At 38.2% G+C, this 11,906-nt stretch carries 13 protein-coding genes and 1 riboswitch; of the genes, 4 read left to right on the top strand and 9 right to left on the bottom strand.

The window, feature by feature from the left end; translation table 11 throughout:
- Positions 1-26: 26 nt before the first annotated feature.
- From B2O97_RS11130 to B2O97_RS11110, 5 genes are all read right to left on the bottom strand, one after another.
- Positions 27-2,144 carry a flotillin family protein gene (locus tag B2O97_RS11130; protein WP_286767396.1) on the bottom strand — a complete coding sequence of 706 codons (2,118 nt, stop codon included), beginning with the start codon at positions 2,142-2,144 and terminating at the stop codon, positions 27-29.
- A gap of 119 nt (positions 2,145-2,263) precedes the next feature.
- Positions 2,264-2,989 (bottom strand): OB-fold-containig protein, encoded by a 726-nt coding sequence (locus B2O97_RS11125; RefSeq protein WP_046674834.1) that lies wholly within the window; start codon positions 2,987-2,989, stop codon positions 2,264-2,266.
- Positions 2,990-3,000: 11 nt separating this feature from the next.
- A complete protein-coding gene (locus tag B2O97_RS11120; RefSeq protein ID WP_083295781.1) occupies positions 3,001-3,198 on the bottom strand; it encodes a DUF4177 domain-containing protein in 198 nt (65 codons plus the stop codon).
- Positions 3,182-3,889 carry a PspA/IM30 family protein gene (locus tag B2O97_RS11115; protein ID WP_070561586.1) on the bottom strand — a complete coding sequence of 236 codons (708 nt, stop codon included), beginning with the start codon at positions 3,887-3,889 and terminating at the stop codon, positions 3,182-3,184. The genes B2O97_RS11120 and B2O97_RS11115 overlap by 17 nt, the downstream gene beginning before the upstream one ends.
- A gap of 4 nt (positions 3,890-3,893) precedes the next feature.
- On the bottom strand, positions 3,894-4,283 hold the full coding sequence (locus B2O97_RS11110; RefSeq protein ID WP_046674974.1) for a YbjN domain-containing protein: 390 nt from the start codon (positions 4,281-4,283) through the stop codon (positions 3,894-3,896).
- A gap of 90 nt (positions 4,284-4,373) precedes the next feature.
- On the opposite strand from B2O97_RS11110, the gene B2O97_RS11105 reads away from it, so the two are divergent.
- Positions 4,374-5,033 carry a helix-turn-helix domain-containing protein gene (locus B2O97_RS11105; RefSeq protein ID WP_286767395.1) on the top strand — a complete coding sequence of 220 codons (660 nt, stop codon included), beginning with the start codon at positions 4,374-4,376 and terminating at the stop codon, positions 5,031-5,033.
- A 432-nt stretch (positions 5,034-5,465) separates the two neighbouring features.
- Positions 5,466-5,873, top strand: a complete 408-nt coding sequence (locus B2O97_RS11100) for a hypothetical protein (RefSeq protein WP_115047011.1) — start codon at positions 5,466-5,468, stop codon at positions 5,871-5,873.
- Between the two features lie 52 nt (positions 5,874-5,925).
- Here the strand turns inward: B2O97_RS11100 and B2O97_RS11095 are convergent, their stop codons facing one another.
- On the bottom strand, positions 5,926-6,321 hold the full coding sequence (locus tag B2O97_RS11095) for a single-stranded DNA-binding protein (protein WP_070561582.1): 396 nt from the start codon (positions 6,319-6,321) through the stop codon (positions 5,926-5,928).
- A 174-nt stretch (positions 6,322-6,495) separates the two neighbouring features.
- Between B2O97_RS11095 and B2O97_RS11090 the strand changes: the two genes are divergently transcribed.
- A complete protein-coding gene (locus B2O97_RS11090; protein ID WP_286754801.1) occupies positions 6,496-6,861 on the top strand; it encodes a hypothetical protein in 366 nt (121 codons plus the stop codon).
- Between the two features lie 257 nt (positions 6,862-7,118).
- On the opposite strand, the gene B2O97_RS11085 is transcribed toward B2O97_RS11090, so the two are convergent.
- Positions 7,119-7,487, bottom strand: a complete 369-nt coding sequence (locus B2O97_RS11085; RefSeq protein ID WP_286767394.1) for a helix-turn-helix domain-containing protein — start codon at positions 7,485-7,487, stop codon at positions 7,119-7,121.
- A gap of 420 nt (positions 7,488-7,907) precedes the next feature.
- On the opposite strand from B2O97_RS11085, the gene B2O97_RS11080 reads away from it, so the two are divergent.
- Positions 7,908-8,438: a hypothetical protein gene (locus B2O97_RS11080; protein WP_112374064.1), complete on the top strand. Its 531-nt coding sequence runs from the start codon at positions 7,908-7,910 to the stop codon at positions 8,436-8,438.
- 99 nt (positions 8,439-8,537) lie between these two features.
- Here the strand turns inward: B2O97_RS11080 and metE are convergent, their stop codons facing one another.
- Complete coding sequence (metE, locus tag B2O97_RS11075) at positions 8,538-10,850, bottom strand: 5-methyltetrahydropteroyltriglutamate--homocysteine S-methyltransferase (RefSeq protein ID WP_312440700.1); 2,313 nt, start codon at positions 10,848-10,850, stop codon at positions 8,538-8,540.
- A 78-nt stretch (positions 10,851-10,928) separates the two neighbouring features.
- Positions 10,929-11,032, bottom strand: a riboswitch (SAM riboswitch).
- Positions 11,033-11,216: 184 nt separating this feature from the next.
- Positions 11,217-11,906 (bottom strand): response regulator transcription factor, encoded by a 690-nt coding sequence (locus B2O97_RS11070; RefSeq protein ID WP_172840643.1) that lies wholly within the window; start codon positions 11,904-11,906, stop codon positions 11,217-11,219.

Below are 11,906 nucleotides of genomic sequence, written 5' to 3'. Positions count from 1 at the left end.
GCAAGCAATAATGAATTGGGGAGGGACTAGGACAGTTTTTTGTTTGATATGCCCAAGTTTTTCGCCAATCCGAACAAAGAATTAATGAAGCTTGTATCTTCGCCATTTTCAGCATCAGTCGCCGCTTGTTGAAGTTTGATCAATGCTGCTGAAACGGTGAGGTTCTTAATATCGTTTGTGGAAATTCCATATTTATCGGCTAATCCACGCACCTTCTCTGCGAGGTCTCCTTGTCTATCTGGACCTATCAAAGAATTTTTAATAGCTGTGGCATGTTTGGAGTTGTCAATCAAGTGATCAAAACCTTTGGAGTTGGATACTTGACGGACGATATTCTCAAAGAACATGGTTTCACCACCAACAATATCGATTTTTGCTGTTTTAAGTGCTTCCGATAATACGCCGGCTTGTGCTTGAGCAATGTCTTTTTGGATATTGATGTGTGCGAGTTCAATATCACGTTCTTTTTGCAATTGCAATTTGAATTCTTCGTGATCTCTGCCCACGCCGTCTAATTTCTTCATCGCTTCAGCTTTCTCTTCGATACCTTTGGCTTCAGCAAGCGCTTTCTCACGCACAACTTCCGCCTGTGCTAAGCCCTCTTTACGCATCGCTTCTGCTTTCTTCTCAATGACACTAGCTTCTACAGTACCTTGTTTTTCTTCAGCTTCAGCTTTGGCAACCATAACTTCGGCCTCGGATAAGCCAAGCGCAGCTTCTTCTTTGGCTTGTGCCTCGGCAATAATCTTACGACTTTCGGCTTCTTTGAGTGATGCTTCTTTTTTCGCTTCCGCATCGATCAATAGCTCTTGTGCACGCTTTTCGGCGATTTTACGAGCAGCCTCCGCGTCGATTACTTTTTTCTCTGCTTCCTGTTCTGCCGCAATTTTTGCAGCTTCGGCAGCTTTAACAGTTGAAATTAATTTTTCTTCTGCTTCTTGTGATGCCGCAATAACACCCGCTTGTTTTTTACGTTCTACTTCACGGAATACTTCGATGTCTTTGACGCCTTGTTGCTCTTCAACAACACCTTTTTCCAATTGTACACGTTCTTTGATAACGCCTTGGATACTTTTCTTTTCGGTTTCGATCGAGCGTTCTTTGTCGATCTGTGCTAAGGTAACAATGCGCTCGCGTTCTGTTTGTTCTAAGGCGCGATCTTTTTCTACACGTTCGGCCTCCACAGCATCGGTACGTTGTTTATTCTTTTCAGCAATGATAATCTGCCGCAGTTTATTTTCTTCTTGAACAGCGAGTTGCTCTTCGGTAGAAATCCGGACGCTTTCGTACTTGAGACGTTCTTCTTCGCGTACCTTTGCTATTTCTGCTTCTTCGCGTGCTCTGATGTTGTCAATTTCCCGTTTTTGTTTCTCTTCCTTTTCGGCAAGCTGACGGTCTAGTTCTAGAATCGCTTCCCTTGCTTCCACGTTTTGTTTTTTGATTAGTTTCTCCTCATCACGACGAATGAAGTTGGCATTTATATTTTGTTTGGCTGTTAATTCGGTGATCTTTTTGATACCCTCACTGTCTAGGATATTATTTGGATTGAGATGTTCGATGTCGGTCTGTTCAAGGTAATCAATCGCACAGTCGTCCAAAATATAACCATTAAGATCAGTTCCGATGACGTCGAGTATCTCATCACGGAATTCGCGACGGGCTTCGTATAATTCAATGAAATCAAATTTCTTACCTACTGTTTTGAGTGCTTCGGAGAATTTAGATTCAAAAATACTTTTTAATGTTTCTGGTTCACTGGCGCGGTCGCAACCTAAATTTTGGGCTACATTGATCACATCATCTACATTTTTATTGACACGAACAAAGAAAGCAACTTTGATATCTGCACGAATATTGTCCTTACAGATCAAACCTTCACCCTGCATACGGGCAATCTCAATTTTTTTGATTGAGATGTCCATGATCTCCATCTTGTGAAATACAGGTACAACATACATTCCCTTGTTGAATGCTACTTTTGTACCACCAACACCGGTTCGTACAATCGCCTTCCCTTGTGGAATTTTCTTGTAGAATGCACTCAATACAACAAAGAATGCAAAAATTAAAAAGACAGCCAAACCGACAATTAAAAGTATAATTCCGTTTAAGCCACTTAAAAATAAAAGAGGTTGATATAGCATATGATTTGTATTTATTTAGATTTTAATATTTGGGTTTACGATTAGAATTTAAAAGGATAAAGATTCGCTCTTTTAGGACAGTTGTTTAGTGTCGGGGCTTTGCGTTTATTCCTTTTCCATTAAATATTGTCTATCGTGATTTCTTTGGTCACATAATAATATTTCTTGTCCTTGGATTCGTCAACAATAATGACATCGTCTCCATAGCCTATTTTCTCCCCATTATGGCTGACAACATTGAGGCGAATAGGATCCTGTTGGATGATAAATTCGGCAGAACCTATTTTCTTGCCTTCAATACTGGCTCTCATTTTACCCATGCGACCAAGAAAATCGTGACTTTCTTCGCCATTGTAACCTATACTTTTGAACATTTTAGCTAAAGGTTTGGTCAGAAAATGCATTAAAATAAATGTAACAATAAAAACAGGGATCAGGATTAATACGGACTTTATCCCCCATGAAGCAACGTCGATAAAGAGCGAAGAAACAATGGTAATTATCCAGCCTATAAATTTGAACAGTGTTACAATAAGCATGATGGGTACTTTGCCAACATTGATGTAATCCATTGCTTTTGCAAAGAAACCAGGTTCTGTATTAGCGTCCGTATCCGTATGATGATGGTGTGCATGATCGCCGCCCTCAGTTGCGATATCATGTGAGCCATCAACGTCCGTGACATCAGGTGTAGGATGGAGGTCTATATCTGCATCGGCATCAAATAGATGTACTCCATCACCCATCAGAAACATAAATAACCAATACACTACAGACATGCCAGTTAAGACTGTCATAATTCCATTGGACAATGGATTGAATAAGATATTGATTAGTTCTGTCATAGTGTTATTGTTTAAATTTTCTCTCTCTTGAAAGTATAATGAAAAGACCAGGAATTCCCATTGACTTCAAGGTCCTGCATGGTTACCAATTCCCAGCCTTGATTTCCAAGATCATTTAAGATTTCATCAATTTTTTCGGGATCCAACTTTGTTCCCCAAAAACCTTTAGGTTCAATTTTTAGCGTTTTATATTCAAATCTTTTCATCATTATTTAATTTTCTTTTTAGTTCTTCTAATTCGTTGTTGACGGCTTCAGACCCGCCGATGGTCTCGTTGATCTCATCAACTTTACTTTTGTTACCTAGTGCAATCTCGCCATAGGCCTTTGCTAGTGCCTCGTCTTCCTCGACCTTCTCTTTCATACGTTCTAACATGGAAATCGTACTATTGGAATCGATATTAGCGAGCTGACGATTGACCATTTTAGCTGCGTTGGATACCTTTACACGTGCCTTTAAAGTAGAGAGTTCACCTTCCCATTTCGATATATTGAATTTGAGAATGTCTACATTTTTGTGTAGCTCATCCGATGAACTTTGATGAATCACGGCTTGTTTCTCCAATTCACCAGCTTCGATTAATAACTGTTTTTTCAACAACAGCGCTTCCTTTGCAAGACCTTCTGCCTTTTCTGTCGTTAATTCTCCCTTTTGTGCTTTTTGGAGTAATAGAATAGCTTTGTTTTCGAATTCATTGGCTTCTTCTTTTTTCCTTTCACAATTGTTTTGGGTACGTATGGCTAACGCTTTAACTTTAGCATAGGCTTCTAACGATTGTTCCAGGTCCTCTTTCATCTCACGGATACCCTGTTCCGTCATTTTGATAGGGTCTTCCATTTTGTCCACGACTGCGTGGATCTCGGCTTGACCAATTCTGAAAATTCTCTTAAAAATATTCATTATTCTATAATTTTGAAAAACTTATTAACTGATTATAATATTCACTCATCAAAAGACTCAGCGAATTAATGGCTGCATCAAACTCATTCTGATCGAGATTATGTATTTGTAAGGTATACCGAAATATAACTTTGGTACCATCTTCTGTTAATGCAAACCCACCGTGTATAATATCTCTATTTTTTATCAATAGTGATTTGAACATATCCATGGTGTCATTGCTGATTGTAAAAAGATATTGCTCAAAAATCAGGATGGGTTGGGCAATGCCTACAATCAGGTTACGGATTCCGTCGTCTTCATTTTCGATGACAAAGATTCCTTCTTTTGTATCCTTATGGGTGATGGTGTAACCGATATTGGCGATATAATTTTCAATTTTTGAGAAGTACATAATCAAGTTTTTTATATATTGCACATATTCTTTGCATAAAGGTAATAAAAATGCAAAAATATTTTGCAATAAATATTCAATTTTTTTAAAATGAGCAACGTAGGCAACAATATTAAGAAATTAAGAAAAGTGAAAGGAATGAGTCAACAGGCATTTGGGGATATTTTTAATCTTACTAGAGGTAATATTTCGTCTTACGAAGAAATGCGTGCAGAGCCAAAAATTGAGATTGTTCTAAAAATTGCAAATTATTTTGGCATTCCTGTGCAGCATCTTATTGAAAAAAATCTATCTGTCAATGAAATTCTTAATTTCAATGATTATTTTGATCCAAATGTTTCTCTTATTGGACGTAAAAGATTGTTACAAATCCCGCTGCTGGAACGAGATGGTATTTTTGAGGCGGGTAGTTATTTTTCGAAATTAGAAGAGCTTCCAATAATTGAATTTCCTTTGCAAAGTAGGAACCGCCTCATCGCAATCGAATACGCTGACGCTATTCCGGTGCCGAGTGATTTTTTGGCTGGCCCTCAATCCATTTTATTTTTTGAAGAGGTAGATGCTCAGAGCCTACATACGTTGGATAAAGCATTTGGTTTGTATTTTTCCGAAGAAGAGTTCTTTATTGGAAAATACAGTTTGCAGGAAAAGGAGATTAGTTTAGCCTTAAATGCCTGGAAGAAGATTGATCTCACTATGGGGGAGAAAGCATATTTCTGGAAATTGTATGGCAGGTTTGAGCGAATCTAATTGCGTGGAACTTTTTCCTATTGTTTATTCGGTTTTGCCGGTATCGGGCGTATTTCCATGTTGTTATCATATCCGTGGTTAATTATGTAATCGCAGTCCATTTACAAGGTATTAACAAGGGGTTTGCAGGGGTTTACCCTTGTAATACCCCTAATATGTACGGCCTTGGAGTTGATCTGATGTTGACTTGCCTACAAGAAAAGAAGACTCCTAACTCAGGCCTGCAGAATGTGAGTGTCCACAAAAAATATCGTAGAGTCGGGCATTGTAATTAAATTAGTTCGATAATAAAGTAACGTTACAAAAAGGTAGGGTTGTGATTAAGATGATGGTGAACTTGTCGATCCGATAAAACTAGAGTGATTTATTTAGCTTTAGAACAACACGCATAAACGAATAAATGACCAGACTTAAAAAACTAAATTTAAATAAATGAAGAAAGTAGCCTTATCAGCATTAATTGCTGGATTTTTTGTTATTTCCTGCAATAATTCCACGACTAAAAAAGTCGAAGTAAAAGATACAACTGCCGCTATTGACTTAAAAAAAGATACGGCCGAAACGTCGGTAGAAAATAGCGGTGGCGAAGTGCCAATACCGAAATTTAGTTCTGCTGAGACACAAAAATTGGCGGAGGATTATACAAAATATATCAAAGAATTTATCGCTGTTGCTAAAAGCGGCGATGTTGTTAAACTCAAGGAGCTTGCAGCGAAGCGACAGGAATGGGCGGCCAAAGAAACTGAAGCTGTTGCTAAGTTTACGCCAGAAGATGCTAAATTATGGAAGGCTTATGCAGAGAACCTAGGAAGAGCGTTGACTGCAAGCCTGACAAAATAAGTTGGAAACAATCGACGAGGTAGGGGCTTGAAAACCTACCTCGTTGATCATACTAGAAAGGCAGATCGTCTTCATTTTCATCTGGAGGTGTTGGGATGTCATCTTTGGCACCGTTCGAATCAGATAAAATCATAAAATTATCTACTTTAATTTCTGTGACATATTGTTTTACCCCATCTGCGTTCTCATAGTTACGATAGGTGAGTTTGCCTTCAACCATGAGTTTGGTCCCACGTTGGCATTTCTTTTCAATGGTATTGTTTTGCTTACCCCAAACCACGAGTGTATGCCATTGAACTTCTTCAACCCATTCACCGGCTTTGTTCTTGAAAAGATCATTGGTGGCGAGACGTAATATGGAGTAATTGGTGCCAGTGGAAGTTGTTTTGATTAACGGGTCGTTTCCTAAATGCCCAACCAATTGTACTTTGTTGCGTAATGTGCTCATGTGTCTAATTTTTAAAAGTTTTTAATAATTCTTATTTTAGTTGATGGTCATTGGCTATGAACGCCGAATGATCTTAAGCAAAGGTGGGGTGGGGAAATAACTATAGTCGTCTATTTACCATTTGTATTCGACTATAGTCGGTTGTAACCGTTTGTTGTCGTTTAATCTTCCGTTATGAGTTCTGGAGAAAAAGTCTGCCTTGAATGTGGCAAAGTAATATATGGCCGTTCGGACAAGCGATTTTGTGATGATGCTTGCCGGAACGCCTATAACAATAAATTAAATAGCGACCAGACCAATCTGGTGCGCAATGTGAATAATATCCTACGAAAAAACCGCCGTATTTTATTAGATGCATTGAGTGGGGAGGGTATGGTGAAGATACAACGGGAAAAGTTAAAGCGGTTGGGATTTGATTTTAAGTTTCATACACATACTTTTTCCAATAACAAGGGGCAGACCTATAGCTTTATTTACGAAACAGGGTATCTGTTGTTGGAGAATGATTGGGTATTGATTGTTCAAAAGAAACCGCTGTGATATTGATCACAATAGATTCATTTGTATTGGTTTAGTTTGCAGAACTGAGCTTGGCTTTTCTTATTGCAATATAATTAAAATAGTAAACGTTAGAATCAATATGTAATAGCATACTGGGATGAGTAAAAAATAGGCGCTATTAAAGATATTGGTTAAAAAAGACGGTAGTGCAATTTTAAAAAAATCTGCAATAATGATATAGCCTATGAAACTTCCGAGAAAAAATAGTCCAACAGCGTGTATTATAATTATTTTTTTTAGGTGCTTACTGTATAAGGCGTCTTTGTTTTGTTTCGTTTCGTATAACCCATAATTGCTGGGACCAATAGCCCTAATAATGGATTGACCAAAAAGGTGAGCGATGCTAAATATAGCGCTTTAATACTTCCTGTTTGATTGTTGTCGATACTGATTTGATTTACATTTGGCATAATGAGTTGTTCTAATGGTATTTCCAAAATTTGACTGATCTGTTTGAGACTAAATCCACTGATTTCTTCCGTGCCTTTTTCTATGCGTTGCACTGTTCTTAGCGATACCCCCGCTTGATCGGCGAGTTCCTGCTGCGTTAGTCCCTTACGTTTTCTTGCTAGTTTGATTAATTGATTAGCTGATTGACTTTCCATAGTTCAAAGATGGGGAAATAGTCGTTGAATTTTAGTGAAATTGATGCGACAATAATATGCCAATATCGTGCTGAACAATATAACAGATTAATAATCAAAAGTTTTTGGAATTTGGTAAATATTTTGAATCTTTGCAATTCAATAGAGTAATTAATAAAAACGGAAGAATATGTTTGCAATATTAGAAAACCCCGCTTCGTCCACAGAGAAGATTCTCGGGAATATTCTTCGGAATACGGCCCTTTCCTAATCTTCTTCTTAATACGTTAAGTAACCTAGGTTGATATTGGCTAAAACGTGGCGCTCGAAATGGTAGTCCACTTTTCCAATATGCTTAGCTTATTCAGGAGTTTTAAAAATCCAGTTACTTTCAAAGTTATCGTGAAAGCTGGATATGAATGTTATGTTTTAGAAAATTTTATGAATTCAGTAAATAAATATGTCCTTCAGGCGCTGGATAACTATCCGATGTATTTGGAGGAGACCATGGAATCCTTATCCTATGCGCTATCCTATGATGAGTCCAATACAATGGCGCTGTGTTTGATGGGAAGAGTTCATGCCGAACAGCTATTGGACTATGAGCAGGCAAAAAGGTATTTCCAGGAAGCTTTGGTGCATAATGTGCAGGCACTGGAAGTATATCCTTATTTCATTCAGACATTGATTGATATGGGGGAGTATGAAGCTGCAAAAAAGACGATCAAATTTGCTTTGACACTTCCGGCCATGCCCTTGACAGGAATCTGGATCAAGAAAGCACTTCTATTTGAAAAAATGAGAAAATACAAAAAGGCATTGAAGGCGTTAAAAAAGGCTAAACTTGAAAATGTTGACCTCGATTTTTCGTCAAGCCTGAAGGCGATTGAAGATCGGATTAAAGGAAAACAGGAAATTAAGAACGGGAACGAAAAGGAAAACAAGAAAGAACGGAAGAACAGCCGAAAATAATCTCACCTTATTCGGATAACAGTTTTTATTTTGAACGAAGCCCAATAAAGAAGCCCTAGCTGAAATTTCAGCTAGGGCTTTATCAATATAGTTTAAGAATTATTCTGCTCTTAAGATTTTCGCAGCCTCAACCATAGACTCTAAAGCCGCTTTGGTTTCTGGCCAAGCACGAGTTTTCAAACCACAGTCAGGATTAACCCAAAGTTGTTCTGCTGGAACTACTGCTTTTGCTTTGCGCAATAGATCTACCATCTCATCTTTGCTTGGAACACGTGGTGAGTGAATGTCATAAACACCTGGACCAATATCATTTGGATATTTGAAATCACCGGCGAAAGCATTCAATAATTTCATTTGAGAACGTGAAGTCTCAATCGTGATAACATCGGCATCCATTGCAGCGATATCTTCGATCACATTATTGAACTCAGAATAACACATGTGTGTGTGAATCTGTGTATCGTCTTCAACATTTGATGAAGAGACACGGAAAGCACGTACTGCCCAGTTCAAGTAATCTTTTTGATCAGCTTTACGTAACGGTAATCCTTCACGGATAGCTGGTTCATCGATTTGTATGATTTTGATACCTGCTTTTTCCAAGGCTTGTACTTCATCCAAGATCGCCAATGCAATTTGGTAAGTCGTTGTTGAGCGCGGTTGATCGTTACGTACGAAAGACCATTGTAAGATTGTTACAGGACCAGTCAACATACCTTTAACCGGACGATTTGTCAATGATTGTGCATATGAAGACCAACGGACAGTCATATCTTCAGGACGGTATACGTCACCATAGATAATCGGAGGTTTTACACAACGTGAACCGTAAGATTGTACCCAACCATTTTGTGTGAAAGCGTAACCAGCCAATTGTTCACCGAAGTATTCAACCATGTCATTACGTTCGAATTCGCCGTGTACTAATACGTCGATATCCAATTGCTCTTGAAGACGGATGGTGTTTTCTGTTTCTTCTGCGATTGCTTTATCGTATTCTGCCTGCGTAATAGCACCCTTTTTCAGATCTGCTCTCCATTTACGAACATCTTTCGTTTGTGGGAATGAACCGATAGTTGTGGTCGGGAACGCCGGTAAGTTGAATTTCGCTTGTTGCGCTGCTTTACGGTCTGCAAATGCTGAAGTGCGTTTTGCATCGTCATCAGTAATATTGCTTGTACGTGTTTTAACCTCTGGTTTGTGGATCAATGGAGAGGTACGGCGGCTTTCAGCAGCCGCTTTGTTCGCTTCGAAGCGTTTTGCTGTTTCAGCATCAACTTCTCCCTCCGCTAGTACGGCTAAGTCTTTTACTTCAGCTAATTTTTGTTTAGCAAATGCTAACCAGTTTTTTACTTCAGCTGGTAGCGATTGTTCATTGTGTTCATTGTCTAAGTCAAAAGGAACGTGCAACAGTGATGAAGAAGGAGCTACCCATACACGGTCTTTTCCTAATGCATCAACAGCCTGTTTGATTTTAACCAATGATTTTTCGTAATCATTTTTCCAGATGTTACGGCCTTCAACAATACCTAAAGATAATGTTAATGAAGCAGGAACTTTAGCCAATACCGTATCCAATTGATTTTCACCGCGTACCAGATCCAAATGTAAAGCATGGATAGGTAGGTTAACTGCGATATCTTCGTTGTCTTTTAAAGATTCGAAGTAAGTCGTTGCGATTAATTTGATATTTTTTGCTGCTGCAGCTAATTTTTCGAAAGTAGGTTGATATAAAGCTTTTACTTTAGCATCTAAATCCAATGCTAAGAAAGGCTCGTCAATCTGAACATATTGTGTACCAGCATCAGCTAGTTTAGTTAGTATTTGCTCATATACTGGAATAAGTTTATCCAATAAATCGATACGGTCGAAGCCAGCTTCTTTTTCTTTACCGATCAAAAGGTATGTAATAGGACCTAATAGAACTGGTTTAGTATCGATGCCCAATGATTTTGCTTCGTTGTATTCATTTAAGAATTTTTCGGAAGTCAATTTGAATTCTTGATCTTTGGTGAATTCTGGTACCATGTAGTGGTAGTTCGTATCCAACCACTTGGTCATTTCCATTGCAGTCACGTCGATTCCTTCTTGTTGGAAACCGCGCGCCATGGCAAAATATAGATCTAAACTGTAATTGTTGTCTACTTTATTCAATAAAGAATGGTAGCGAGCAGGAATTGCACCAACAGTGAGGGTTAAATCCAATACTTGATCGTAAAAAGAGAAATCATTGGAAGGGATCAAATCTATTCCAGCATCTTTTTGTGTTTTCCAATTGCCTTCACGAATTTTTTTTGCTGTGTCCAATAATTCCTCAACAGAAGATTTTTTAGCCCAATAGGCCTCATTGGCTTTTTTCAATTCGCGGAACGCGCCCACACGAGGGTAACCTAAATTGTTAGTCAATAACATAATGAATGTTTTTAATATTTCTTTTTCAACTATATTTCTTGCTAGAGAGAGAAGGACACACTAGAATTTGGTGACTTCGGCTTATCATTCCCATATCAAGTAGGGTAGAATTTAGCACCTTGTCAAGGGACAGGTTGCTAAGGCTTCATCGGGTCTATTCCCTCTGCCTTTCTCTATAAGCGACGCTAAGTTAGAACATTTCTTTTTGAAATGCAAATTTTTTATAAAAGTGCGTCAATTTTTTATATTCTACTAAGGATGAAATTGTTTTGTTCTTTTATTTTCATCCACGAATTCGAGTAAGTCACGCTTGAATACGTGTGTAGCATAAAAAGGGGAATGACTATATTTTTCATTCCCCTTTTTTTAGCTGACCAAAAGTTTGTAACCTTTTCCGTGCACATTGACAATTTCAACTTTGCTATCTTCTTTTAGATATTTACGAAGTTTACTGAGAAATACATCCATACTTCTACCCGTAAAATAGTTATCATCATGCCATATTTTTAACAACGCTTCTTCCCGGGTCAGCACATCATTTTTCTTTAAGCAAAGCAAGCGGAGTAGTTCAGCTTCTTTCGTGGAGAGTTTTTGCATCTGTCCTTTGTAAGAAATCTGCTGACTTGTATAATCAAAGAAATAATCGCCAATTTCAAATTTATCCGCAACCACTTCTTCTTCTTTGTCTCGAACACTGCGTTTCAGCAAAGCATTGATGCGGAGCAATAATTCTTCCACTCGAAAAGGCTTGGTGATATAATCATCTCCTCCTAGCTCAAAGGCTTCGGTCTTATCTTCCATCATCCCCTTTGCTGTGGCAAAGATAATAGGAACAGTATTGTTTGTTTTTCTGATTTCACGTCCAACTGTAAATCCGTCCTTTTTTGGCATCATGACATCAAAAATACAAAGGTCGTAGTTATTTTTTTTGAATTGAGAAATCGCTTCATCTCCATCCGTGCATAATGTGACGTCAAATTTTCCCTTTAATTCGAGATAGTCTTTTAAAAGATCCCCCAAATTAGGATCATCTTCTGCTAATAATATCTTTTGCAT

The sequence above is a fragment of the Sphingobacterium sp. UBA865 genome (assembly GCF_002295765.1).
In the GTDB taxonomy this organism is placed as follows: domain Bacteria; phylum Bacteroidota; class Bacteroidia; order Sphingobacteriales; family Sphingobacteriaceae; genus Sphingobacterium; species Sphingobacterium multivorum.
This window is presented reverse-complemented; position numbering and strand designations above follow the sequence as displayed.

Excerpts from the sequence above, each read along its gene's own strand:
- B2O97_RS11090 (WP_286754801.1), top strand. The coding sequence starts at position 6,496 with ATGAGTTCTGGAGAAAAAGTCTGCCTTGAATGTGGCAAAGTAATATAT.
- B2O97_RS11125 (WP_046674834.1), bottom strand. The coding sequence starts at position 2,989 with ATGACAGAACTAATCAATATCTTATTCAATCCATTGTCCAATGGAATT.
- B2O97_RS11100 (WP_115047011.1), top strand. The coding sequence starts at position 5,466 with ATGAAGAAAGTAGCCTTATCAGCATTAATTGCTGGATTTTTTGTTATT.
- B2O97_RS11085 (WP_286767394.1), bottom strand. The coding sequence starts at position 7,487 with ATGGAAAGTCAATCAGCTAATCAATTAATCAAACTAGCAAGAAAACGT.
- B2O97_RS11110 (WP_046674974.1), bottom strand. The coding sequence starts at position 4,283 with ATGTACTTCTCAAAAATTGAAAATTATATCGCCAATATCGGTTACACC.
- B2O97_RS11080 (WP_112374064.1), top strand. The coding sequence starts at position 7,908 with ATGAATTCAGTAAATAAATATGTCCTTCAGGCGCTGGATAACTATCCG.
- B2O97_RS11130 (WP_286767396.1), bottom strand. The coding sequence starts at position 2,144 with ATGCTATATCAACCTCTTTTATTTTTAAGTGGCTTAAACGGAATTATA.
- metE (WP_312440700.1), bottom strand. The coding sequence starts at position 10,850 with ATGTTATTGACTAACAATTTAGGTTACCCTCGTGTGGGCGCGTTCCGC.
- B2O97_RS11105 (WP_286767395.1), top strand. The coding sequence starts at position 4,374 with ATGAGCAACGTAGGCAACAATATTAAGAAATTAAGAAAAGTGAAAGGA.
- B2O97_RS11095 (WP_070561582.1), bottom strand. The coding sequence starts at position 6,321 with ATGAGCACATTACGCAACAAAGTACAATTGGTTGGGCATTTAGGAAAC.
- B2O97_RS11070 (WP_172840643.1), bottom strand. The coding sequence starts at position 11,906 with ATGCAAAAGATATTATTAGCAGAAGATGATCCTAATTTGGGGGATCTT.
- B2O97_RS11115 (WP_070561586.1), bottom strand. The coding sequence starts at position 3,889 with ATGAATATTTTTAAGAGAATTTTCAGAATTGGTCAAGCCGAGATCCAC.
- B2O97_RS11120 (WP_083295781.1), bottom strand. The coding sequence starts at position 3,198 with ATGATGAAAAGATTTGAATATAAAACGCTAAAAATTGAACCTAAAGGT.